The sequence below is a fragment of the Zhongshania aliphaticivorans genome, from assembly GCF_001586255.1.
Taxonomy (GTDB): Bacteria; Pseudomonadota; Gammaproteobacteria; order Pseudomonadales; family Spongiibacteraceae; genus Spongiibacter; species Spongiibacter aliphaticivorans.
On record NZ_CP014544.1, the window covers coordinates 4,038,676 to 4,061,756 of the forward strand.

The window sequence follows — 23,081 nt, forward strand, 5'->3', positions numbered from 1 at the left end:
TTACCCCTTTATTTTTCGGCAATTTCAAAACGATAATCAACGGCTTCTGGCCCCGGCCCGCTCTGCACAATTTCCACGGTTTGACCCGGCTCAATCGTGCGCTCCTGCCATTTACCTAATACGGTTGTCACTGGCTGGCCATCGGCTCGATACCACAGTACACGGAAAGAAATCCGCACTGTGCTCATGGCCTTGGACTCAGCCCGCAGCATTAATTTGGTACCGGTTTCACGGTCTGGCCACTCTCGCAGCTCCAAAATATCGAGGTAGCGACCGTCGTAGCTAACGTGTGCCGCCCACGCTGGCGCATCGTCTCCCTGCCGTAAACCGGCACAAGCCGAGACCAATAGGGCTAGTCCAAAAACCACCATAATCCGCTTTAATATAGTCATCGATGATTCCTTTTATAAATAAAACAACTCGACATAAGGCGCGGCATTTGGGCTTGGCTGCTTAATATAGATCAACACATCTTTATCTGCAGGCAAACTCATTGTCGTCGCCAAACCACTACCATAAGGTATTCGTAAATCTACTGCCTGTTTAGCGGGCATTTTTGCTAAAGACCACTGTTCCGGCATGGCATGCCAGCCACGGGTATCTGCTGAGGCGCTGGCATTGGCGTAGACCATGCCCGCAATATTGCCCAGCGGCCCCAACTCTTTTGCCATGCGATCTTGGAGCACGGCCTTGCTCGCCGCCGACACAATTGCCCGTGTTACCGTTGCCGACCAGCGCTTTTGAAACTCGGTTTGCATGACTCTGTCCATACGCGCAAAGGGCTGCAGCTCCACCACCTGTGCGCCCAGCGCAATGCTATTTACACTGCGGCTAGGTCGGTTTACTAGCTCCGGGAGCGCCACCGTTACCTGAATAAAGGCATTCATGGTAAACCACGGTATCGAAAAGCGCTTTTCGCTATACACCGGGCTTAAGCCGCTTTCATATACTATCCAGCGCTGAGCAGCTCCCGTACTCAAGCGCCCCCGCTGCCGCAAGTTCAATAAATCCTCAGCGATAATGGGGTGGCCACCAACCATCCCATTCACTCGTTCTAATAAGGTCTCGGCCTGGCCAATGTCGCTACCCGAACCACTCGCGAGAAACATCGCATTCATATAGGCCACGGCGGGGTTCACAAAGCTGTCGTAGACCTGCCACTGATCCATATTCGGAAAGTTCTGGCGCAACGCACTCTGCACACCGGGTGAGCGCAGGTTACGTTTGGCCTCCGCACTTTCTTGTTGCGCTTCGACAATCATCTCTTGATAGCGTTCTACCGCAATCCGTGCCCGCTCATTGGCACGGTTAAATTCCACCCGGGCATTGTCTTTCTCGCCCAATGACCAAAATGCCAGTGCCTTGTAAAAATTGCTTAAAATACGCTCGGCCGGCGGCGGCTCATAGGAGCGCACCGCGTCGTTCACCAAGACTGCGCCAATATTTTCACCGAGTTTTCGGGCGCCGCCCTGCACATCTTTGTCTTTAAATAGGTTCTCTAGGGCGTCGTAATGGGCAATCGCCCGGCGGGGATTGCCCGCCAAACGCCAATTTTCGGCCACCTCAAGATGCAATAATACTTCGCCAGAGCGAGCCACAACCGGCTGTAGTTCTCGAGTTTTAAGATCCATTAAGCCGAGCTGCTGCTCAATAGCCTCAGCGGCAGCGAGGTATTGCCCTGCCTGGTAGCGCTGGTCGATATTTTGGACAAAATCGCTGTTTTGGTAGCTAACGCAACCGCTTAGAAATAGTGACAGCAATAATAAATAGCAGGCGTGAGCAAGTAGCGGCCAAAGTTGACTAAGCCTTTTTACTTGATCTATCACTTATTAGTCCACTCCCAATACAAATACGCTGAATAGCCCTAAGGCTGTGCGCTATAGACCGCTGTTTTTAGAATCCGTGCGCAGTGCCTGCAAGCCTTTTTCAATGGTGTTCAAATGCTCGCGAACCCCGGCTTTGCTACGCGAGATACCCACCGCAAGAATATCCAATACCGCCATATGGGCGAGGCGCGACGGCAGCGGTGTGTAATCGCCGTCGTCTTTATCGACATCAATGGCAATGGCAAGATCAGCCAACACCGCTACTGGCGAACCCGAGGGCGCCAAAGCAATCACCGGTGCGCCACTTTGCTGGGCCAACTTGATGGCGTCAAGTAGGGCGCGGGTTCGGCCCGACTGGGAGATGGCCACCACCACGTCGTTTTTCTGCAGTGACATGGCCGACATCGCTTGCACATGGGGGTCGGAATACACACTGGCCGAAATTTGCAAACGAAACAGATTGTGCTGGGCATCGGTGGCCACCGCCGCCGAGGCGCCAAAGCCGTAAAACTCCACCCGCCGCGCGGCGCTAAGCAGGGCTACAGCCTGTTCAATGGCGCTGACTTCAATGCTGTCGCGCACTTTTTTTAAAGCTTCCATGGTGGAATCAAACACCTTAAAGGTGTACTGGCGGGCGGAGTCTTCGTCGCCAAAGCTGAATTCTTCGTAGTCTGGGCTGTGGGCGATATGCTGAGCGAGGGCAACCTTAAAGTTCTGAAAGCCATCACAACCTATCGCGCGACAGAAGCGCACCACCGTTGGCTCGCTAACATGGGCCTCTTGAGCTAAATCGACAATCCGCATATGAATGACTTCTTTGCGGTTTTCAAGAATATAGTCGGCCACCTTGCGCTCGGAGCGACGCATTTGCTCCCTGCAGGTTTCCATGGCGCGGATAATATTTCTCGGTCGCAAATTTAACTCCGACAGCTCAGTTTTAGTTATTTAGGCCCTTTATTGTAACTCAGCCTAGAAGTATTGGCGCCTACTCGCCGCTAAACGGCGCTTCCCCCCAATATTGGGGAGGTCACCCCGCGCAATAAGCCCTAGCCTTACTCTAGGGGAGGCTCTGCACAAGATGTGTATTTAGGGTTTGATCTTATTAAAAATAGTGCGGCTATTGGAGTAGCGACAATGAAGTTAAAATTGCTTGGTTTGAACTGTATATTTCTTATCAGTGCCTGCGGCGGTGGAAGTGGCTCTAGCGGTGGCGGCGGCTCGCCCGCAGCCGATGATAGCCTGCAAGGCATTTTTACCGATAGCCCGGTGTACGGTGTTAAATACCAAACCGATAGCTTGCAGGGTCTGACCAATGCCCTCGGCGAATTCAACTACCGCGAGGGTGAGTCAATTGTATTCTCTATTGGCGACTTACAGTTCCCCAGCATCAGCGCTAATGAGCAAATCACCCCAACCGACCTCGCCCAAGATAACAGCGAGGTTCGCACCAATATCTTGCAGTTACTGCAATCGCTAGACAGCGATGGCAACCCCGACAATGGCATTGAGATCTCAGCGGAAGCAGAAAACGCCTTTAAAGGCAGCACCTTAGATTTAGAAAGCGCCGACTTCGACAGCGAAGCCCAAACGATACTGGATACCATCAAAGACGGTATTCAGCTTGTCAGCGAAGCCCAGGCTGAAGCGCATTTTCAACGCGCGCAGCAATCGCAAATTCTCGGCAGCTGGCTATACAGTGAAGGGGAAGGTAAGCGCAATGTACTGACCTTTATTGACGAATCACGCTATATCATTATTCATGAACACAGCGATGACGGTGATCAAACTGCCGGTTCAGTTGAATTTGGCAACTACACCTGGGACGTGGAGGATGGGGCATTCAGCACCTCGCTAATCGCCCAATCCGATAATTCTGGCGGCCTTTACGATGAAGGCAGCTCAGTATCAACGGCCAGCGTCACCGGCGACACTCTGACACTCAGTTTTACCGACACCGACAGCGGCACAATCGCGTTTAGCCGCGTAAAAAATCTGAACAATGAAATACAGGGCGCGTGGCAACTCTATGAGCCCGAAGCAGATAACCTCAATATCCTCACCTTCCTGTCTAACTCCGAGTACGTCCTCGCGCACACCAATAACCTCGAAAGCTACGAGGACCTCCCTCCACAGGCTTTATCGGGTGAGTTTGGTACGTTTACGGTGGATGGGGGCAGCTACACCTTCACTGCCAGTGTAGATAGCGACGGTGATGGCGGCTTATACAATAAGGATGAGCTGAGTTACAACATCAGTGGCTTAACGGCCGAGCGGTGGGGCGACTTAAAGTTCGTGGACGAAGGCGATCAAATATTTTTTGCGCGAGTAGGACAGTTCACAAGCACACTCGTTGCCGAGGGTGACGATTTAGTCGATATTCTTGTGAATCGTGGCGTCGGCTTTGATGAAACCGCCTTAGTTGGCAATTGGCAGGTCACCTCGACCTCGCCGTCTTATCACGACAAAGTGGGCTTTGTTGAAAGCTTTAGCGTTCAGCTCAAGACAGATGGCACCGGCACCGTAACTTTCGGAGAAGATGATGTCACCACTCTTGTCTGGGAGGTCAACTCAGCGGGCACCCTGTCTTACACAGAGACCGATGACTCTGGCGACACTTGGCGCCTCAACATTGCACCGGTAAAAGGCGCGGCAAATAGTGTGTTAATTGATAGCAAAAGCCCCGCCGGCCAAGAAGATTTTGCCGATGTACTCGTTGAAGCAAGCTTTACACCCATAACAAGCAAGGAGCTACAAAAGTAAGGACAACACCACATCACGTTAAAGTGACTGGACCCGTGGAATTGAAGCTGCCATTGGCGACAAAGAAACTCAAAATGCGGACGCGACAAAGCGCATAACAATACACTGGTCCACAAAAGCCCTAGGTATTCTGCCCATCCGAGCATGATGCCTAGGGCTTTCTGCATTTTTCTGCATACGATTAACGCTGATCGTAAAGCGTGAAAAGCCTGCCATACCCTCCTCACCCTATCGATTTAGGCCCTTAGCCATAAAACTCGCTGCGAATATTGCCACTCACCCACCGCTAATCTCCATTTTAGCGGTGCCAGCGGCGGATAATCCCAGTAGAATACGGCGCCATGGACGTATCTTATATTCTTGACGAACTCAATGACGCACAGCGCGACGCGGTCACCGCCGACAGCACAGGCACCTTAGTACTTGCCGGAGCTGGCAGCGGTAAAACCCGGGTGCTGGTTCACCGTATTGCCTGGAAAATCAAGGTAGAGGGGCTGTCGACCCACAGCATTATGGCGGTGACCTTTACCAATAAGGCCGCCAAGGAGATGCGCGGGCGCATCGAAAACTTGCTAGGTAGCAGTTTAAATCACGGTATGTGGGTGGGCACCTTTCACGGTTTGGCTCATCGCCTGCTCAAGGCCCACGCCCAAGAAGCTGGGCTACCCAATAATTTCCAAATTTTGGACAGCGACGACCAACTCCGCCAGCTCAAGCGTATCCATCGCGAGCTAGCGCTCGACGATAGCCGCTGGCCGCCCCGGCAGTCTCAGTATTTTATAAATGGTCACAAAGATGAAGGCCGCCGCGCTGCCCACATCGACGATTTTGGCGGCGATCTTTACCTGACCACCATGCTCAAGGTTTACCGCCGCTACGAGGAGATCTGTCGCCAGCAAGGGGTAATCGACTTTGCCGAACTGCTGCTGCGCGCACTGGAGCTGTGGCGCGACAATCCAGCGATTCTCGACCATTATCAGCAACGCTTTAAGCACGTTTTGGTTGACGAGTTTCAAGACACCAATGCCGTGCAATACGCTTGGCTGCGCTTGCTAGCCAGCAAGGGCATGGCGATGACCGCAGTGGGCGATGACGACCAGTCTATTTACGGCTGGCGCGGCGCCCGCATTGAGAATATTCAACAGTTCTCAAAAGACATTGAAAACACCCATGTGGTGCGCCTAGAGCAAAACTATCGCTCCACCGCCACCATCCTCAAAGCCGCCAATGCGCTGATCGCCAATAACAGCCAGCGCCTCGGTAAAGAACTGTGGACCGAAGACGGCGACGGCGACAAAATCTCGCTGTTTGCCGCCTTTAACGAACAAGATGAAGCGCGCTTTCTCACCGACCGCATTGCCGAGCTGGTCCGCGACGATTACCGCCGCAGCGATATTGGCGTGCTATACCGCAGCAATGCCCAGTCGCGAATACTGGAAGAATATCTGATTCGCGCCGGTCTGCCCTACCGCATCTACGGCGGTCAGCGCTTTTACGACCGCCTAGAAATTAAAAACGCGCTGGCCTATATGCGCATTGTTGAACTGCGCGACGACGACACCGCCATCGAGCGGGTGATTAACACTCCCACCCGTGGCATTGGCACCCGCACCGTAGAAATTCTGCGCGAATACGCCCGCGAGCATCAAACCTCGTTGTGGCGTGCCGCACTGGCCATCATCGAAAATGGCCTGCTCCCCGCTCGTGCTGGTAACGCCCTGCGCGGCTTTTTAGCACTGATTGAGGATTTAGCCGAGCAATGTCGGGATAAACCCCTCGATGAGCAGATCAACATCGCCATTGATCGTTCGGGGCTACTGGCCTTTCACGAAAAAGAAAAAGGTGAAAAGGGTCAGGCCCGGGTCGAAAACTTACACGAGCTGATTACGGCCGCCGCCGCCTTTGAACCGGAAGACGAAGACATCGAACCCCTGCGCGCCTTTCTCGACCGCGCCGCGCTGGACGCCGGAGACCAGCAGGCCGACGAACACGAAGACAGCGTGCAGTTAATGACTTTGCACTCGGCCAAGGGTTTGGAATTTCCGGCGGTGTTTATTGTGGGCGTGGAAGAAAACCTCTTTCCCCACAAAATGTCGATGGAAGATCCCGAGCGTTTGGAAGAAGAACGTCGCCTCGCCTATGTCGGTATAACCCGCGCCGAGCAAAAGCTGTTCTTAAGCTACGCGGAGTCTCGTCGTCTGCACGGCCAAGAAAGCTTTAATAGCTTGTCACGTTTTATCCGCGAAATACCCAATGAACTCATTGACGAAGTGCGCATTAATAATACCGTTAGTCGGCCAAGTAGTTACGCTCAAAGCGGCGCAACCACGGCGCAACAAGCCTCGGCAGCGGCAATGGGCATTGCCTTGGGTCAACACGTTTTACACAGCATTTTTGGCGCAGGCGTAGTACTCAGTTTTGAAGGCCAGGGCGCTAGCGCCCGCGTGCAAGTTAATTTCGAAGACGAAGGCAGTAAATGGCTGGTACTGCAATACGCCAATCTTCAAATTTTGTAAGACCGATTTTGAAATAGGGAAGACCATGAAGCCCAGTAAAAATAATTATACGCCGCTCATTATTCTCGTTTTGCTCGCCGCACTGGTCGGCATGAGCTGGCTTTATGTTGGCGAGCGCAGTCGCGACCACAGCCGCAGCGAGCAACAAAAGAGCAGCAGCGGCCAACAAGTGTTTCACTGGAAGCTGGTTACCACCTGGCCTAAGAATTTCCCCGGTTTAGGCACTGCACCGGAAAAATTCGCCAACATCGTCAACGCCATGAGCCAGGGCCGCCTGCTCATCAAAGTGTATGGCGCCGGAGAGCTAGTGCCCGCCATGGGGGTTTTTGACGCAGTATCTGCGGGCAGCGCCCAAGCTGGCCACGGTGCCGCCTATTACTGGAAAGGCAAACTGGCGTCCTCAATTTTCTTTACCGCGGTGCCCTTCGGCATGACAGCCCAAGAAATGAACGGCTGGCTGTATCACGGCGGCGGCATAGAGCTATGGCGCGAAGCCTATGCGCCTTTCAATATAATTCCCATGGCCGGTGGTAATACTGGCGTGCAAATGGCGGGTTGGTTTAATAAAGAAATCAATTCTATTGAAGATGTTAAAGGCCTAAAAATGCGCATTCCCGGCTCCGGCGGCGAAGTCTGGGATCGCCTCGGCGGCAGCGCAGTAACCCTTCCCGGCGGTGAGCTATACACTTCGCTGCAAACTGGCGTTATTGACGCCACCGAGTGGGTAGCACCATCAAACGATATGGCCTTTGGTTTTCACGAAGTGGCTAAATATTATTACTACCCCGGCTGGCACGAGCCCGGCTCAACTCTAGAACTAATCATTAACAAAGACGCCTTTGAAGCGCTGCCCAAAGATTTGCAAACCATTGTTGAAGCCGCCGCCCGCTACGCCAATGCCGATATGCTCGACGAATACACCGCGCGCAATAATACCGCGTTAAAGGAGTTAGTGGGGAAACATAAGGTACAGCTACGCAAATTACCAGACGATGTGCTGCGCGAATTACATCGGGTATCAGATACCTACTTACTCGAATTATCTAAAACTGACGAACTCACCGGCCGAGTTTACCAAAGCTGGAAACAGTTTATGGAAGATGCCAAAGAGTATCATCACATCTCAGAGCAAGCGTATATTAATGCGCGGGACCTGTAGCTAACACTTTGTAAGCGGCTGACTGGCGCTGCCCATGCTTTACTTTGACACGGGTACTCCTTTCGCGCCGCTGAAAATCGTCGTTACACAGATATACTTCATGGAGCGGATTGCATCCTCCAGTCCAGCTTCATCAACTTTATCGATAATATCGTTGGTGTAAAGCGCGACTATCCAAGTGAGTACATTACCCACGTTGGTACTCATGCCGTCTCTTGCTTCACCGCGCTTCATCACAGTAGCCACTGATTTTTGAGCGCGCAACGAAACATGATTAATCATGTTTTCATAAAGCTCGCGAATATTCCCATCAGAAACCATCATGTCTCGAATTGCCACCATGATGGCGCGATGTTTATAGAGCGTGCGCATCATCCCGTCTACGGCAACCTCAACGTCGGCCGCATTAGCCCACTCAACATCTAAACCCCAATTGCCGATACTATCCACAATAATGCCAGTTAGATGCTCTATTAAACGGACAACGAGCTCATTCTTATCTTTAAAATGTAAATAAAAAGTGCCGCGTGAAATACCCGCTTCTTTCGTTAACTGCTCAATCGATAAAGTCGCAAAATTTTTATTGTCTTCAAGCAGCCTTTCCATCGCCTCCAAAAGACGCTGATCAATACTGAGTTTACTCGGCTTCTCTTGTGTTCTGGCCTTTCGACTGGGTCGTGCTGTGATTCTTTCCATAAATAACTTACCGCTAGCTTAAACCTTAATTTCCACACACAGAATACGTCAAATCTCACGTTCCGGCGATTTACTGGCGCAATTATGCCTCATGTCCGGATGAAACTTAACTTTTTATGAACAACATGTTTATTTATATATAAACACTATGTATATTAGTAGCAAGCGTATCATCTTAGATCAACGTATCTGATAAGTAGCCGAGGTCCAATAAAGCAACGGCTAGCACGTACACAATACCAAAGCGGCTTAATCTGTAAGCATTGCGGCAAAGAATTTAATGCCACTCACGATTTACGCACCCTGCGTTTGGCCACAGTCTTGTGGCCTTTTTTAAAATCACTAAGCTTGAGCAATGAAGATATCAATCTACACACATAACGACAGCGAGGAGGGTTCTTGGCTAAATTTAACCCACAGAATCTTTCCCATGGACTAAACCGGCAGGCAGAGTTCTCGGCGAATAAGCCGGCATTAAGCTGCGGTGACACTCGTTGGAGCTATCAAGAATTTACCGACGATAGCCACAAGCTCGCCGCTATACTCTCTGCCCGTGGTGTATCGAAAGGCGATCGCATTGCCTATTTGGGCTTTCATGGTCCTGAGGTTTTATTGCTGCTCTTTGCAGCTACGCACATCGGCGCGATATTTGTTCCCCTTAACTTTAGACTCAGCTCGGCAGAACTTCTCCCGATTATTAATGATTGTGATCCTTCCGTCATCGTTACCGACACGGAACACAGCTCGGTCATTCAAGCATTACAAAGCAAATTAGCCTGCCAACATTATTTTCAAACCGATTCTGCAATTACGCCCGAATACTCACTAAAAGAACTCATCGCCCAGCAAGTTCATCAAGCGGCTAGACCCGTTGATGTAGAAGACGATGATATTGCCGCTATCATTTACACCTCCGGCACCACTGGCATTTGCTGCCACCGTTTATGCAACTTCGTCTTCAGCCGAAAAAATGAAACGCCTTCTTCGCTTAGGCGCAGATTACAAAACTGACCCACAATGGATGCTTAAGAAGCCTCGCGTTCGACCGGGCGCAGTTGGCAGCCGAGAAATGCAAACAAGAATGGTTTCGTTTTTAGAAGCCGCCAGATTCAAGCCGATTATTGATTGTAGCTTTGATTTTGAGTCGCTAGTAGAGGCCTTTCAATACTTACTTTCGGGCCAACACCTAGGAAAAATCTGCATAGATATTTAGACACTTCGAGCCTTTTAGGCACACAAATTATCGAAAATACCACCAACAGCGGCAAAATTAAGCCAATTGAGCAAGAAGATCGTGATTCGAACTGCATCACAAAGATGAACATAGTGTTTATTTTTTAATTAACGTATTGTATATTGATCGCATGCGTAACATCACCGCGCTAACAATTATAAAAGCTAGGAGATTTTCATGGTTAATCGCCACCCAAATTTTAGGCTCAAATCCACTGCCGCGTTATCTGCCAGTATTTTAAGTATTGCCGCTCTTGCCCCTAGTGCCTTCGCCGCGCCAGACGGGAAAAGAACCAACCGCTTGCTAGAAGAGGTTGTTGTAACCGCCCAGAAACGCGAAGAAAACTCCCAGGAAATACCCATTACTATTTCTGCATTTAGCTCTGAAAAGCTCGATGCCTTTGGTATTGATAAAGTAGAGGATTTGGGACGAATTACCCCAGGCTTAACCTTCACAGTTAACGTTGGCTACACCGTTATCTACCTACGCGGTGTCGGCGCCGATGCCTTCTTGCCCTCTGCCGACCCCAGTATTGCGACCTATGTTGACGGTATTAACAAAGTTTCAGGTCACGGCCTTCAAAACAGTCTTGGTCCCATTGAGCGCGTTGAAGTGCTCAAGGGCCCGCAGGGGACACTGTTTGGCCGCAACGCCACAGGTGGTGCGGTTAACATAATATCAGCGAACCCTCCTGAGGAATTTATTGGTAACGTGAGTTTTGAAACCGCGGACTATCAAAGCTGGGAAGGTGGAACTCAGAAAGCTGATATTTTTATTGGTGCCCCTATTACAGAGAATCTAGGATTCACCCTAGGTGCCTATACCCAAGATTATGACCCCACCATGCTGAATGAACGGGTGCGTGGCTCCGGCGTCTATGAAGATCCGATGGATCATTATTCAAAGGGGGTCAAAGCCAAAATTCGCTGGGATGTCACAGACTCATTCGCATTGACACTTCTTGGTGATTATAACGACCAAAACGATCCCAGCTCTATGATCCAAGAAAACACCCGACCTGCAGCGGTGCTTGCAGCGGGTCAGGAAGCCGACAAACTAGATCGTATTTATCATAATAGTGTTGAAGGCGTTGCCGGCACTCAGTCCGACACCTACACCATTGGCCTTATTGCCGACTGGCAAACAGATGCCCTAGATTACAAATTAATTCTGTCTGACCAATACTTTGACAACTACTACTCCCAACTAGACTACGACACCAGCGAATACGAAGGTGCTAGCTTTGACGCCGCCCAGTTTGCAGATCAGCAAACCGCCGAGCTACAACTATTGTCTAACGACAATAGTTGGCAGGCAGAAAATTTAGAGTGGGTAATCGGCTTGTACTACCTAAAAGCTGAAGCTGGCTTTGATTATCTCCACCTTGTTGTTGATGGTCTCGGCTTAGGTGCTGGTGCGCTAGGAATTCCGAACTTTCTCGGCAATCTCTTAAAAGGTACAGCCGGTCAGGTTGATTTATTTACCGCTGGTGTACTTGCGACCGAGTCCATGTCAACTTACGGTCAAGCTACCTGGACATTTAACCCAGAATTCTCAGTAACATTAGGTGCGCGCTATCAGAAGGAGCGCCGTAACGTTTTTAACACCTATCTTAGTGCGGGCACGCCCATCTTTGGTGGCGAGTTCGAAGCCGCTAGGTTTGTAACACCAGGCGTTGTCGATGAAACGTTCTCGCCACGAGTTGCGCTACAATGGTTTGTAAACGATGACATCCAATTATACACGAGCCTTGCTCGTGGATATAAAAGCCCTACCTTTAACCCAATTAACTTCTTCTCCGCACCGGATGTGGTTCGCCGTGAAGAAGCCACTGCCTTTGAATTAGGGGTTAAATCTGAATGGCTCGACGGCAATTTACGCTTGAATGCAGCCGTTTTTAAAACCCAAGTTAAAGACTTACTGAATGCCGAACTGTCTATTACTTCGGGTGGCGTAGTGCGCTTTTCGAACGCAGGTACTGGTGAAATTGAAGGCGCGGAATTCGACTTTCTCTGGCAGCCGATGCCGGACTTGAATCCCGGCCTGGCAATTACGGGTAATGCTACCTACTTGGATGCCAAATATGCAGACTTCCCAAATGGTAGTGGGTTTGATGACGAAACGGGGCTTGCTTTCGGTCCGCAAAGCGTTACTGGCGATACCAGCCGAGACTTCTCTGGCAACCGCATAGTACGTACACCGGAATACAGTTCTTCCGCGTCAATTAACCAAAATATTGCCCTAACAGATGACTCCGCACTTGAAATCGCGGTCGATTATTTTTACTCAGATTTTTACTACACCGCAGCTTCGAATAGCGAACATTACGTTCAACCCCAATATGAGTTATGGAACGCGCGCGCGAGCTATTTCTACTACCCTTGGGGTCTGCAAATTACCGCTTTTGGTGAAAACATTAAAAATAAAGAGTACTACATTTCTCGCCAAGCCCAAGATTTTGGCCGTGCAGATACCCTTGCAGCACCAGGCATAGTAGGCCTTAGAGTGAAATGGGAATTTGACACGGTGATGTAAATCACCTTTTAACAGATTGCCTCGGTCTTCATGACGAGCAATCTAAAGAAATTACTAGGTTTATTTTCTATCGAGGTAATAAAAATGAAATCACGTGCATATAATAAATACATCCGCAGCGTTGGCATGACGTTGTGCCTAGCTACCTCTGGTGCCCAAGCACAGGTAGCAATCATCGGCGACCTCAATCTGCCTGGCTTAGACCTATTAGGAGGCTTGAACGGAGGCCTACCTAGCTTAGATGGATTAGCCAATATTAACGCTGTCGCACTTGAGCACATGCTAAGTCCTGACACTCTTACCGGATTAAATCCTGCCACCTACGGAAAAGCGTTAAATGGTTTAACCACTATATTAGGCAGTCCGCAGACTTTCGTTCCAGTGCCGCTGGCACCGCCACTTGTATATAGTTTTATACCCGGCTTCAAAGTTTTATATACAGCACCAGAGCAATTTCCGGGGTACATAATTGGCGGCGGCACCATTCTTGACTCTAGCCTCATTGCAGTACCCGCCATCCCTATTGTCAGTGCACCATTTCCGGCCGACCTAAGTGGGCTTTCTGGTGGATTGAACTTGGTACCCGTGGCAGAGCTTGGCGTCTTAATGAGCCCTGAAGCGGTATTAAGTAGCGCTCTAACACTCATTCCTTAGCCTAATAAAGACAGGGAATTTCATCGATAGATTAATGTTAATACAACAATTCATTTAGCCATCTTTTTGGTGGCTTTTTAACGATGAAACCAAAATTATACTTTGCCCTTCCTCCTGGAGAGATAAATGACGAGAATTGACAATATTAATTCCCAGAAAGCTGCACTTTGGTGCACATGGATATTTGTCGCACTCACTGCAATAGGTTGGCTGGGAATCGCACACTTTTACGCTCCCGCACCGGCATCACTATCTCCAGAGGACGCAAAAATATGGTTTTCTGAAACCTATAAATGGCAGACCATCGTTGGCTGTACCTTTTTGTATATCGGCAGCGCGCTCCTCACACCTGGCTCCATTCAATGGGGAATTATGTTGGCCGAAGTTGAAGGGCCTAGACCTATCTGGTCTATTACAACTGCGGTATGCGGAATTTTTATTTCATTAATTGTATTCTTGAACGCCTGTGCATGGATAGTATGCTCTTATCGCGCAACGACCAGCCCAGATGTTATTCAAGCGTTTAACGATTGGGCATGGTTCGCCTTTTTGTTTGGATGGGTCTATTTAGCAATTGAAATGCTTGCATCCGCCTGCGTGGAATTTAAAGATAAAAGTGAGCATCCTATTGTTCCGCGCTGGATGGCTTGGCTAACACTATTCTCAGCCATGACCATGCTCGGTGCGATTGGACCGGCATTTTTCAAAGTTGGGCCGTTTGCGTACCACGGACTAATCGGCTTTTATATTCCTGTATTCGTATGGGGAAGCTATCTTATAAGCACAAACTGGTTTATGTATCAAAAATTGAATCGCGATAAATTGGCAGCGTTTAAAAATAACGCAGTATAAATCTTAACCTCGTATAGAGGATATTCGTTGGATACACTACGCCTAGCATGTCATGTCATGTCATGTCATGTCATGTTAATACCATTACACTAGGCGTTTACCTTGCTAACCGACAGTTACTCCGTAATTAGTACTCACGGATATCCGGCAACGCCCTTATCAATTCTGTAGCGCGTGGAGAAAATAACGCTAGGTGTTTTTGCGACGCCTTAAACCTACTGCGGTGAGTGCTAAAAATTAAACTCAGCATCCAGCTTCGTACTTCTTAAAATGCGCCCACCCAGAAAATTTAGTGCTGTTAACGACTAGTAATCGTTCGGCTTACTGTTTCCATCCGTGCCTTACAGACAATTGGATTAACTAATATATTAAGTGGCTAGTTAGCCGATGTCTCTACGCAATTATTATCTTAGGGCGATAAGATAAAATCCATTTTTTTATAGCTGCATCTAGTTACATCTGCTAACCACTACGGCGTTACCAATTACGCCACTAGCTTAGCGTAATTCGCGTAGCGCTTAGACAAGGAATAACGTGTAAATCAAATATGTTTAGCGCTGTAATATCGAGGTATCCAGTAGCTTAATACAACACCCTCTGCAGACGCGCTCAACCTCTAAGGGTAGATCAGGAAATTTTTAAGTATTTTTCGCTAATCTCCCACAGGCGCTCTGCGGCTACATCGTCCTTGGCCCAGGGTTTTATTTTGCCGGGTTTGCAGTTAGCAAAATATTCACCACTGACATTGTCTAGGCTTGGTGAAGTCGCCACAAATATCGAGGTTTTTGCACCTTGCTCTGGGGTTTTAAAAAATAATTTAGTAATGCCGCCCACGATCTTGCCAAGCAGTGCGTTGTCCTGATGACCGAGGTGGGTGGCCACCGCTCCGGGATGTACGCAATTCACCGTAACGCCAGTGCCTGCTAGTTTTTGCGCAAGTGACCGTGTCCAAAGAATATTGCAAAGTTTTGAATGGCCATAGACCTTAAATATTTTGTAGGGTGTCGTTTTATATTCAATATCATTAAATTGCACGCCTTTCACAAAGGCATGTGCCTCCGATGCCACGCTTACTATACGCGCCGGTGCACTTTCTTTAATACGCTCTAACAACAAATTGGTGAGCAAAAAATAAGCTAAATGATTTACTGCAAACGTTTCTTCTATGCCTTCTGAGGTCACCTTGCGCTTGGTGTTCATTACGCCGGCATTATTCAACAACAGGTGAAGGGGTTTACCCGTGTCTAAAAAATTCTGCGCTACCCGGCGAATATCTTGTTGACTGGCGAGATCGCCGAGTAACAAAGTTGCGCGGCACTCAGGAGACTGGGCGGCGATTTCGGCCAATACCGCCTCGCCCTTTTGCGCATTGCGGCACAATAGAAACAATTCAGCGCCCTGTGCAGCTAAAGCCAGTGCTGTTTCTTTACCAATACCACTGCTGGCACCGGTGATTAAACAGACCTTATTGAGCATCGACATTATTATTCTCCATTATTGTCGTAAGCTTATCGGCCGAGATAATTTTGTGATCTTGCTTTAAAGCGGTTCGGCTTTAATCAACAACCCGAGTGCGGCCGTTACCATCTATTGCCACAAACACAAATTCACCTTCGGTCACTTTAGCGGGCTCGTACTGGTGCTTATTGGTTACCCAAACTTCAACCCGAACCCGAATAGAGCTACGCCCCACATCAACGATATCGGTGTAGCAACTTACCGCTGCACCAACATTGACCGGCGTCATAAATGCCATGGAGTCTACTGCCACAGTAGCCACCCGACCACCTGCGCGACGCGCGGCGGTTTGACTACCGGCAAGATCCATTTGCGACATTAGCCAACCACCAAAAATATCACCGCTGGCATTCGTATCTGCGGGCATGGCGATGGTGAGCAGGGCGAGTTCACCGGCAGGCTTGGGCGTGTCGTCGATGTCACGCATAAAATTGTCTCTCTAAATTAGGGTAAAATTAAATGCCGCATAGTTAACGTGCACCATTGGGCATTGTCAATGATGTGTATAGCATTATTAAAGCCGCGGGTATAGCAGGCTAAGCCCTTATTGCCCGCGGACCAAGGCCGGTAACCAGGTAGCCAAGCTCGGCCACCAAGCCAATAAAAATAACATTAGTAATTGCAAACCAATATACGGTGCCACCCCGCGATAAATATCTGCGGTCGACACCGACGGCGGCGCCACTCCGCGCAGATAAAATAGCGAAAAACCAAAAGGCGGTGTTAAGAATGAGGTTTGCAAATTCAGCGCAATCATAATGCCAAGCCAAATGGGATCAACGCCCATGGCTAGTAGGATCGGCCCCACAATTGGCACGACCACAAAAGTAATTTCGATAAAATCGAGAATAAAGCCCAGTAAAAATATCACCACCATCACGATCAGCGTCGCGGTAATCACGCCACCGGGTAAACCATCGAAAAAATGTTGGATGAGTTCGTCGCCGCCAAAACCGCGAAACACCAATGAAAACACGGCGGCGCCGATTAAAATCATAAACACCATGCAGGTGACTTTTAAGGTTTCCCGCGCTACTTCACCCAGCCGCGCCCAGCTTAACTGACCTTTAACCGCGGCCATCAGCGCCGCGCCCAGTGCACCCACCCCCGCCGCTTCGGTCGGTGTTGCTGCACCGACTAATATCGAGCCCAATACGGTCACAATGAGGCCGATCGGAGGCAGCAGCCCCTTTAACAATGCACTTAGCGGCGGCGGATTCAAATCTTCAGCGGCGGGCGCCCGCTCTGGCTGACGAATGGCAACAAAGCCCATATACAGCAGGTACAGACACACCAATAGTAAGCCGGGCACCAAGGCGCCAATAAACAAATCGCCAACAGACAAGGTCTTTGGGCTAAACACGCCCATGTCCAATTGCGCCTGTTGATACGCGCTAGATAAGGTGTCGCCCAGCAAGACCAAGGCGATGGACGGCGGAATAATTTGCCCTAGGGTGCCGGTAGCGCAAATGGTGCCCGTGGCGAGCTTGGGGTCATAACCGCGATTGAGCATGGTCGGCAGTGACATCAAGCCCATGGTGACTACCGTGGCCCCAACAATACCGGTACTGGCGGCCAGTAGCATCCCAACCAGTATCACTGAAAAGCCTAAGCCACCCCGTTTGCGACCAAACAAGGCCGCCATATTGTCGAGCAGCTCCTCGGCCAAGCGACTTTTTTCTAATAACACCCCCATCAATACAAAAAGCGGGACCGCAATTAAGGTGACATTGCTAATGGTACCGTACAGACGGTTTGGCAGCGCCGATAAAAACGAGGCGTCGAAATAGCCCAGCACAATGCCGATACCGGCAAAGATCATGGCGGTGCCCGCCAAGCTAAAGGCCACCGGATAGCCCAACATGAGCACGAGGCAAATCGCGACAAACATCAAAATGGGTAACAACTCAATCAGCATGGCGAGGTGCCTCCTGATTGATTAGCACCAGTGCATTGCGCAGTAACTCAGCCAAACCCTGTAAAGCTAAGTTAATCGCCATGAGCGGCAACAAGGATTTTAATAAGTAAACAAAGGGCAAGCCCCCCGGTTCTACCGAGGTTTCACGTATTGCCCAAGCATTAGCGGCAAAATCCCAGCTGCTGATTAAAATAAGTCCGCAGAGGGGCAATAAAAACACAATGCAGCCAATACTATCGACCCACGCTTTGGTGCGCGCGGAATAACGATGGTAAAAAATATCTACCCGAACATGGCCGCCGTGTTTTAAGGTGTAGGCCGCGCCCAGCATGAACACTGTGCCGTGCAAATAATTCACCGACTCTTGCAAAGCGGTCATGCCCTGGCCAAAACCATAGCGCATCACAACCACGGTGGCGGTGCCTAACATCATTAAGGGAATTAAATACGCCAAAAGGCGTCCAAAGCGCTCGGTAAACGAATCGATTAAAAATACACACTGTTTCACTGATCGGTATCCCTGAGTAAGCGCCTCATTATAGCCATTCTATTGCCGCTGCCGCGAGTTTAGACCAGGAGAATCTATGCGTTCTGTAATCCTAAGTATTTTATTGGCGACATCTGCTAGCTTTGCTTACGCCGATGTTATCGCCCGCTATGCGATGGGGCCAGAAACCTTGGTACTAAGTTATCGCGACGATCAACATATTCGCGTTGACCGCGGCCAAATGGCCTATTCGATTATTAACGGCGATCAAGCGACCGCGATCATTAGCCAAGGCGGTGCACAAATCGTCATGAACGTCGACGATATGGGCGATGTCATAGCCAGTGCGCAACAGGGTCAGAGCATCAGTATTCCCGACACCCACGCCGTGAGCCTCAAACCCACCAAGGAATTTAGCAATATCGCCGGTTTCAAGGGGCGGCTTTATATAGCGAGTGATGGCGCCAACAGCTACCGCACCGTGCTCACCGATAGCCCCGCCGTTATTGAGGCCAGCGACGCCCTGCGCCAGTTCTTTCGCCGCTTTGCCGGTGCCATGAAAAATGATCGCGGCAATAAGCTGCTCGCCCTCGAAAACAGCTTTAAAGACCAAGCTGAGCGCGGCGTGCTCTATGTGGAAGGTGGCTTCAAACTGCTCAGTATTAGCCAAGAGCCCCGCCCGAGCGGCCACTACACACCGCCACCCATCGGCATTCAGTTCAATATGCCCGCCGCTAGCCGCTGAGACTGTCGCGGGGACGTCCAGTGATACCGTGATCTAAGCGCGTAAAATCGGTATCATTGCTCCCCCATGCTTATGTGAATTCAAGAGTGTTATGACAGATCAGGCCCCCTTCGCCGACCAAGAGACCTTATTAGAGTTATTTGCTGGCATCCATCCAACAAATAATCAGCCTATTTTCGAAAAGGTGCTCGCCACGCCCCTCGCCAACGTAAGCGAGTACCGGCTGCTCAAGTCCCCTCTCTTTGTTCGCGGGCTTGCCGCATTAGATAGCATAAAGATAAATGAGGATGCCCGTGGCCGCTTTACCCTGCTCGAGCACAGCGGCAACCTCTGCGTGCGCGTGTTTTTGCGTCAGCCCAATGAAGATTTGGAGGTTCAGCTCACTGCCGAACTAGAAAAACTCGGCGGCAGCCTGGACATAAAAACTGAACGTGCGATGGTCTACAGCATCCATTTTGGCGTCGGCTTTAGCAGTATTGAAGCCTTACTCAATAAATGGGCCAATAGCGATCAAGCTAAGTGGGTCTACGGTAATGTCTACGACCCCGAGACCGGCGACCCGCTCAATTGGTGGCAGGCATTACTGCAGGTTTGAATCAATCGTCACAGGACTCCCCATGTTACTGCTAATTTCCCCAGCCAAGACCTTGGACTTTGAAAACCCTGCGCACACAAAAAAGTTTAGTCAGGCCGACTTCCTCGACCGCTCGCAGGTTTTAATTGAGCAATTACAAACGCTCAACCCTGAAGACATCTCCGGCTTAATGAAAATTAGCCCCAAGCTGGGGGAGCTCAATCACCAGCGTTTTATGAACTGGCAACTGCCTTTTAGCCCCGACAATGCCAAGGCGGCTGTGCTCGCCTTTCGCGGAGATGTTTACACTGGCCTTGATGCCGACAGTTTCAGCGCCAGCGATTTCACCTTTGCCCAGCAACATTTGCGCATACTCTCTGGCCTCTACGGCCTATTGCGCCCACTTGATTTGATCCAGCCCTACCGGCTCGAAATGGGCACCAAATTTGAAAATAAGGCGGGCAAAAACCTCTATCAATTTTGGGATACCACAATTACCGAGGCGGTGAATCACCAACTCGCCGAGATTAAGTCGCAGGTTTTGGTGAATCTCGCGTCCAACGAATACTTTAGTGCCATCAAACCCAAGGCACTGGCTGCTGACATTATTACCCCAACATTCAAAGACTTTAAAAACGGCAAATACAAAATTATTAGCTTTTACGCCAAAAAAGCCCGGGGCTTAATGGCCAGCTATGTAATTAAAAACCGTATTAAACATGTCGATGACCTTAAGCAATTCAATAGCGATGGTTATTATTTTTGTCCGGAACAATCGACTGCCAGAGAGTGGGTTTTTCTTAGAGACAGCCAAGAGTAAGCAGACTTTATTCCATCGCTAAAATCTGCCGCCACTCCTCTGGAGTAACGGGCATAATCGACAAGCGACTGCCTTTTTGGACGAGTGTCATTTCCCCCAGCGCGGGTTCAGCTTTCAGCTCCGCCAGCGGAATCAGGCGCTTAAATTTTCGCTCAAAGCGCACATCGACCATATACCAGCGCGGGTTTTCTGGGCTGGCCTTGGGGTCAAAATAGCGAGACTCTGGGTTTTGCGCGCTGCTGTCGGGGTAAGCCTCGCGTACCACTTCGGCAATGCCTGCAATACCCGGTTGCGGGCAAGAGGAGTGATAAAAAAACACTTTGTCACCCACTTTCATTTGGTCGCGCATCATATTGCGAGCCTGATAGTTTCTGACCCCGTCCCAATGTTCAGTGCCCTTTGGCCGCTTGCGAAGATCGTCGAGACTAAACGTGTCAGGCTCAGATTTCATCAGCCAGTAAGCCATTGTTGTACTCCTGAAAAAGCCGTTACACTTGGCGACAGCCGAGGATAGGCTATCAACCTTCGCCAAGGAATGATTTAAGCATAATTCAAAGGGATTTAACCATGAGTCAAGCCAAACCCTTTTCACAGGCTTGTGAAAACAATCAGCCGTTTATTTTAGAGATCCTTGCCCCACTATTTACCGCCGGGCAACGGGTATTGGAAGTTGGCAGCGGCACGGGCCAACACGCGGTACATTTTGCGGCTAATTTGCCCGAGCTTCATTGGCAATGCAGTGATCGGCGTGAAAATTTAGAGGGTATTCAGGCCTGGATCGACGACGCCAAGCTCCCCAATTTAGCCCCTCCAATCACGCTAGACGCCAGAGACGTAGATTGGCCACAACCCCCATTTGATGGTATTTACTCGGCTAATACCCTACATATTATGAGCTGGCACGAAGTGGAATTGTTCTTTAGCCATTTACGCAAAAGCCTCAAAGACGACGGCCTGCTCTGTATTTATGGACCGTTTAACTATCAGGGAAAATACACCGCCGCCAGCAATGCCAGTTTTGATCAATGGCTAAAACAGCGCAATCCTCAGAGTGGCATCCGGGACTTTGAAGCTATTAATGCCTTGGCCGAGAAAATTGGCTTACACCTGCACGCAGATCATGCCATGCCCGCCAATAATCGCCTGTTAATTTGGCGCTCGCAAGGCAGCTAATAGCCGTAGTAAAGGCATAAAAAAACCCGGCGCAGTGGCCGGGTTTTTTTATGAGCTATTAATCGCAAACAATGCGCTTAGTAGTCAGTTTCCGCAGAAGGATCGTACTCGTACTCATCTTCTACTGATGGCTCAGCTTCCGCAGGAGCTTCTTCCATCATAGGCTCGTCTTCAACCATTGGCTCTTCTTCAACCATTGGCTCGTCCATCATGGGCTCTTCGACTGCAGGCTCTTCAACCATTGGCTCGTCATACATCATTGGCTCTACTGAATCACTAGAACCATCGCCAATAACCTTCAACTCTACACGACGGTTTTGCGCACGGCCGTCTTTAGTGTCGTTGCTGGCAATAGGCTGCTCTTCGCCGTAGCCGCGAGCAGTTAAACGATTCGCTTCAACACCACTGCTAACCAAGTAGCTTTTTACAGACTTAGCACGGTTTTGCGACAGGTTCATATTATAGCTGTCACTGCCGGTGCTATCGGTGTGGCCTTGTAGCTCAACGTCAAAACCAGGTGAACTCACCAGTGTTTCAGCAACACCATTAAGAATGGTCTCTGCATTCATGGTTAGCTGAGCACTGTTTAGCTCAAAGTTAACACCGCGCAGAATAACCGCTTGGTCTTTAGCACAGCCATTAGACATAACCGCTTGACCAGCCGGGGTATCAGGACAAGCATCATCGGCATCAGCTACACCATCGTTGTCACCGTCTAAAGGACAGCCACTGGCATTTACTTTAGCGCCAGCTGGGGTATTTGGACACTGGTCGAGATAGTCAGCAACACCGTCGTTATCGCCGTCGAGTGGGCAGCCAACGCTGTCTACTTGAACACCACGTGGGGTGCCTGGGCACTCATCAGTTTCGTCAGAAACGCCGTCGCCATCGCTGTCTTTTACGCCGTATTGGGCCTCAAAGAAGTTATAGCGCAAGCCAACTTGCACGCTTTGCGCGCTGTATTCGTTCTCTTGCTCAATTGTCGCTGACTTGAAGGTTGCATCTTCTGCAACACTATAGCGATAGCCTGCATCAAGCGCCAAACGCGGGGTCAGGAAGTAAGTGATACCAGCACCCAATTGGCCAATGGTAACGTCGTCATCGGCATCGCCCATGTCGAGGTTAGCCATACCTAAACCAAAACCGATGTAAGGGCGCAGACGTTCGCCAGCGGCGAAGTCATACCACACATTACCCATCATCGACGTTACTTCAAGGCTGCTGTCGCTAGTGGTTGATACACCGCCACTTGAAATTTTATCAACGTCGTTCTCGCCCTGGCGGTATTCAAATTCAATACGCACTGGGCTAGCAAATTTATAACCAACGCTAAAACCGTAGCTAATGTCGTTGTCATAGCTGGTTTCGAGATTGGCAGAGCTACTCGCGGAGCCACCCAACAATCCGTTGAGTACATCGCCAATCAGCGGAATAGCGGCAAAGCCGCCCGCAGTTGTCGTCGTCGCGGTACCATCGGCATCGAATACTTCGTTGTAAAAAGCATTACCGCCGACATAGAAGCCAGTTTCCTGATCCTCAGCCATTGCCGCGCCGGTTGCTGATGCTAATATCACACCCGCAGCCAGAGCAGATTTCCATTGCTTACTCATAAAC

At 49.9% G+C, this 23,081-nt stretch carries 22 protein-coding genes; 12 read left to right on the plus strand and 10 right to left on the minus strand.

Going from position 1 to position 23,081, the window contains the following annotated elements; genetic code table 11:
* Positions 1–8 precede the first annotated feature (8 nt).
* The 3 genes from AZF00_RS18080 to AZF00_RS18090 are packed head-to-tail and all read right to left on the minus strand — an operon-like array spanning position 9 to position 2,741.
* On the minus strand, positions 9–392 hold the full coding sequence (locus AZF00_RS18080; protein ID WP_008252908.1) for a YcfL family putative periplasmic lipoprotein: 384 nt from the start codon (positions 390–392) through the stop codon (positions 9–11).
* 12 nt (positions 393–404) lie between these two features.
* On the minus strand, positions 405–1,826 hold the full coding sequence (locus AZF00_RS18085) for a COG3014 family protein (RefSeq protein WP_062384615.1): 1,422 nt from the start codon (positions 1,824–1,826) through the stop codon (positions 405–407).
* A 51-nt stretch (positions 1,827–1,877) separates the two neighbouring features.
* Entirely contained in the window at positions 1,878–2,741 is an 864-nt protein-coding gene (locus AZF00_RS18090; protein WP_335338871.1) for a MurR/RpiR family transcriptional regulator, read from the minus strand.
* 219 nt (positions 2,742–2,960) lie between these two features.
* On the opposite strand from AZF00_RS18090, the gene AZF00_RS18095 reads away from it, so the two are divergent.
* The 3 genes from AZF00_RS18095 to AZF00_RS18105 all read left to right on the plus strand — a co-directional run bounded on the left by AZF00_RS18095 (position 2,961) and on the right by AZF00_RS18105 (position 8,261).
* Positions 2,961–4,586 (plus strand): hypothetical protein, encoded by a 1,626-nt coding sequence (locus tag AZF00_RS18095; RefSeq protein ID WP_008252914.1) that lies wholly within the window; start codon positions 2,961–2,963, stop codon positions 4,584–4,586.
* A gap of 341 nt (positions 4,587–4,927) precedes the next feature.
* A complete protein-coding gene (gene uvrD / locus AZF00_RS18100) occupies positions 4,928–7,102 on the plus strand; it encodes a DNA helicase II (protein WP_008252916.1) in 2,175 nt (724 codons plus the stop codon).
* A 25-nt stretch (positions 7,103–7,127) separates the two neighbouring features.
* Positions 7,128–8,261: a TRAP transporter substrate-binding protein gene (locus tag AZF00_RS18105; protein WP_008252918.1), complete on the plus strand. Its 1,134-nt coding sequence runs from the start codon at positions 7,128–7,130 to the stop codon at positions 8,259–8,261.
* Positions 8,262–8,300: 39 nt separating this feature from the next.
* Here the strand turns inward: AZF00_RS18105 and AZF00_RS18110 are convergent, their stop codons facing one another.
* Positions 8,301–8,957, minus strand: coding sequence for a TetR/AcrR family transcriptional regulator (locus tag AZF00_RS18110; protein ID WP_081482731.1), 657 nt, complete (start codon positions 8,955–8,957; stop codon positions 8,301–8,303).
* A gap of 399 nt (positions 8,958–9,356) precedes the next feature.
* Here AZF00_RS18110 and AZF00_RS18115 point away from each other — a divergent pair, with 399 nt between their 5' ends.
* The 5 genes from AZF00_RS18115 (at position 9,357) to AZF00_RS18135 (ending at position 14,232) form a co-directional block, all read left to right on the plus strand.
* Positions 9,357–9,968 (plus strand): AMP-binding protein, encoded by a 612-nt coding sequence (locus AZF00_RS18115; RefSeq protein ID WP_008252920.1) that lies wholly within the window; start codon positions 9,357–9,359, stop codon positions 9,966–9,968.
* 10 nt (positions 9,969–9,978) lie between these two features.
* On the plus strand, positions 9,979–10,170 hold the full coding sequence (locus AZF00_RS19845; RefSeq protein WP_040804062.1) for a zinc-binding dehydrogenase: 192 nt from the start codon (positions 9,979–9,981) through the stop codon (positions 10,168–10,170).
* A gap of 198 nt (positions 10,171–10,368) precedes the next feature.
* Positions 10,369–12,726: a TonB-dependent receptor gene (locus AZF00_RS18125; protein ID WP_008252923.1), complete on the plus strand. Its 2,358-nt coding sequence runs from the start codon at positions 10,369–10,371 to the stop codon at positions 12,724–12,726.
* Positions 12,727–12,810: 84 nt separating this feature from the next.
* On the plus strand, positions 12,811–13,380 hold the full coding sequence (locus AZF00_RS18130; RefSeq protein WP_008252924.1) for a hypothetical protein: 570 nt from the start codon (positions 12,811–12,813) through the stop codon (positions 13,378–13,380).
* Positions 13,381–13,506: 126 nt separating this feature from the next.
* The gene (locus tag AZF00_RS18135; RefSeq protein ID WP_008252925.1) at positions 13,507–14,232 is read left to right on the plus strand and encodes a hypothetical protein; all 726 of its coding nucleotides are present in this window, start codon (positions 13,507–13,509) and stop codon (positions 14,230–14,232) included.
* Positions 14,233–14,859: 627 nt separating this feature from the next.
* Here the strand turns inward: AZF00_RS18135 and AZF00_RS18140 are convergent.
* The 4 genes from AZF00_RS18140 to AZF00_RS18155 all read right to left on the minus strand — a co-directional run bounded on the left by AZF00_RS18140 (position 14,860) and on the right by AZF00_RS18155 (position 18,176).
* Positions 14,860–15,714: an SDR family oxidoreductase gene (locus AZF00_RS18140; protein WP_008252926.1), complete on the minus strand. Its 855-nt coding sequence runs from the start codon at positions 15,712–15,714 to the stop codon at positions 14,860–14,862.
* Between the two features lie 73 nt (positions 15,715–15,787).
* On the minus strand, positions 15,788–16,177 hold the full coding sequence (locus AZF00_RS18145) for an acyl-CoA thioesterase (RefSeq protein WP_008252927.1): 390 nt from the start codon (positions 16,175–16,177) through the stop codon (positions 15,788–15,790).
* A gap of 117 nt (positions 16,178–16,294) precedes the next feature.
* Positions 16,295–17,668 carry a TRAP transporter large permease gene (locus AZF00_RS18150; RefSeq protein ID WP_008252928.1) on the minus strand — a complete coding sequence of 458 codons (1,374 nt, stop codon included), beginning with the start codon at positions 17,666–17,668 and terminating at the stop codon, positions 16,295–16,297.
* On the minus strand, positions 17,658–18,176 hold the full coding sequence (locus AZF00_RS18155) for a TRAP transporter small permease subunit (protein ID WP_008252929.1): 519 nt from the start codon (positions 18,174–18,176) through the stop codon (positions 17,658–17,660). The genes AZF00_RS18150 and AZF00_RS18155 overlap by 11 nt, the downstream gene beginning before the upstream one ends.
* Positions 18,177–18,252: 76 nt before the next feature.
* Here AZF00_RS18155 and AZF00_RS18160 point away from each other — a divergent pair, with 76 nt between their 5' ends.
* The 3 genes from AZF00_RS18160 (at position 18,253) to yaaA (ending at position 20,294) form a co-directional block, all read left to right on the plus strand.
* Positions 18,253–18,900: a hypothetical protein gene (locus tag AZF00_RS18160; RefSeq protein ID WP_008252930.1), complete on the plus strand. Its 648-nt coding sequence runs from the start codon at positions 18,253–18,255 to the stop codon at positions 18,898–18,900.
* Positions 18,901–18,991: 91 nt separating this feature from the next.
* A complete protein-coding gene (locus tag AZF00_RS18165) occupies positions 18,992–19,495 on the plus strand; it encodes a DUF4265 domain-containing protein (protein WP_008252931.1) in 504 nt (167 codons plus the stop codon).
* Between the two features lie 22 nt (positions 19,496–19,517).
* A complete protein-coding gene (gene yaaA / locus AZF00_RS18170; RefSeq protein WP_008252933.1) occupies positions 19,518–20,294 on the plus strand; it encodes a peroxide stress protein YaaA in 777 nt (258 codons plus the stop codon).
* Positions 20,295–20,301: 7 nt separating this feature from the next.
* On the opposite strand, the gene AZF00_RS18175 is transcribed toward yaaA, so the two are convergent.
* On the minus strand, positions 20,302–20,760 hold the full coding sequence (locus tag AZF00_RS18175; protein ID WP_008252934.1) for an EVE domain-containing protein: 459 nt from the start codon (positions 20,758–20,760) through the stop codon (positions 20,302–20,304).
* A gap of 101 nt (positions 20,761–20,861) precedes the next feature.
* On the opposite strand from AZF00_RS18175, the gene AZF00_RS18180 reads away from it, so the two are divergent.
* Positions 20,862–21,467, plus strand: a complete 606-nt coding sequence (locus AZF00_RS18180) for a DUF938 domain-containing protein (RefSeq protein WP_008252935.1) — start codon at positions 20,862–20,864, stop codon at positions 21,465–21,467.
* Between the two features lie 77 nt (positions 21,468–21,544).
* Here AZF00_RS18180 and AZF00_RS19525 read toward each other — a convergent pair whose 3' ends face one another.
* Positions 21,545–23,077 (minus strand): OmpA family protein, encoded by a 1,533-nt coding sequence (locus tag AZF00_RS19525; RefSeq protein WP_197465692.1) that lies wholly within the window; start codon positions 23,075–23,077, stop codon positions 21,545–21,547.
* Positions 23,078–23,081 lie beyond the last annotated feature (4 nt).

Bases quoted from the DNA above. Each gene is read 5' to 3' on its own strand.
- uvrD (WP_008252916.1), top strand. From the start codon at position 4,928: ATGGACGTATCTTATATTCTTGACGAACTCAATGACGCACAGCGCGAC.
- yaaA (WP_008252933.1), top strand. From the start codon at position 19,518: ATGTTACTGCTAATTTCCCCAGCCAAGACCTTGGACTTTGAAAACCCT.
- AZF00_RS18130 (WP_008252924.1), top strand. From the start codon at position 12,811: ATGAAATCACGTGCATATAATAAATACATCCGCAGCGTTGGCATGACG.
- AZF00_RS18180 (WP_008252935.1), top strand. From the start codon at position 20,862: ATGAGTCAAGCCAAACCCTTTTCACAGGCTTGTGAAAACAATCAGCCG.
- AZF00_RS18080 (WP_008252908.1), bottom strand. From the start codon at position 392: ATGACTATATTAAAGCGGATTATGGTGGTTTTTGGACTAGCCCTATTG.
- AZF00_RS18095 (WP_008252914.1), top strand. From the start codon at position 2,961: ATGAAGTTAAAATTGCTTGGTTTGAACTGTATATTTCTTATCAGTGCC.
- AZF00_RS18165 (WP_008252931.1), top strand. From the start codon at position 18,992: ATGACAGATCAGGCCCCCTTCGCCGACCAAGAGACCTTATTAGAGTTA.
- AZF00_RS18140 (WP_008252926.1), bottom strand. From the start codon at position 15,714: ATGTCGATGCTCAATAAGGTCTGTTTAATCACCGGTGCCAGCAGTGGT.
- AZF00_RS18175 (WP_008252934.1), bottom strand. From the start codon at position 20,760: ATGGCTTACTGGCTGATGAAATCTGAGCCTGACACGTTTAGTCTCGAC.
- AZF00_RS19525 (WP_197465692.1), bottom strand. From the start codon at position 23,077: ATGAGTAAGCAATGGAAATCTGCTCTGGCTGCGGGTGTGATATTAGCA.
- AZF00_RS18150 (WP_008252928.1), bottom strand. From the start codon at position 17,668: ATGCTGATTGAGTTGTTACCCATTTTGATGTTTGTCGCGATTTGCCTC.
- AZF00_RS18105 (WP_008252918.1), top strand. From the start codon at position 7,128: ATGAAGCCCAGTAAAAATAATTATACGCCGCTCATTATTCTCGTTTTG.
- AZF00_RS18160 (WP_008252930.1), top strand. From the start codon at position 18,253: ATGCGTTCTGTAATCCTAAGTATTTTATTGGCGACATCTGCTAGCTTT.
- AZF00_RS18145 (WP_008252927.1), bottom strand. From the start codon at position 16,177: ATGCGTGACATCGACGACACGCCCAAGCCTGCCGGTGAACTCGCCCTG.
- AZF00_RS18135 (WP_008252925.1), top strand. From the start codon at position 13,507: ATGACGAGAATTGACAATATTAATTCCCAGAAAGCTGCACTTTGGTGC.
- AZF00_RS19845 (WP_040804062.1), top strand. From the start codon at position 9,979: ATGCTTAAGAAGCCTCGCGTTCGACCGGGCGCAGTTGGCAGCCGAGAA.
- AZF00_RS18110 (WP_081482731.1), bottom strand. From the start codon at position 8,957: ATGGAAAGAATCACAGCACGACCCAGTCGAAAGGCCAGAACACAAGAG.
- AZF00_RS18125 (WP_008252923.1), top strand. From the start codon at position 10,369: ATGGTTAATCGCCACCCAAATTTTAGGCTCAAATCCACTGCCGCGTTA.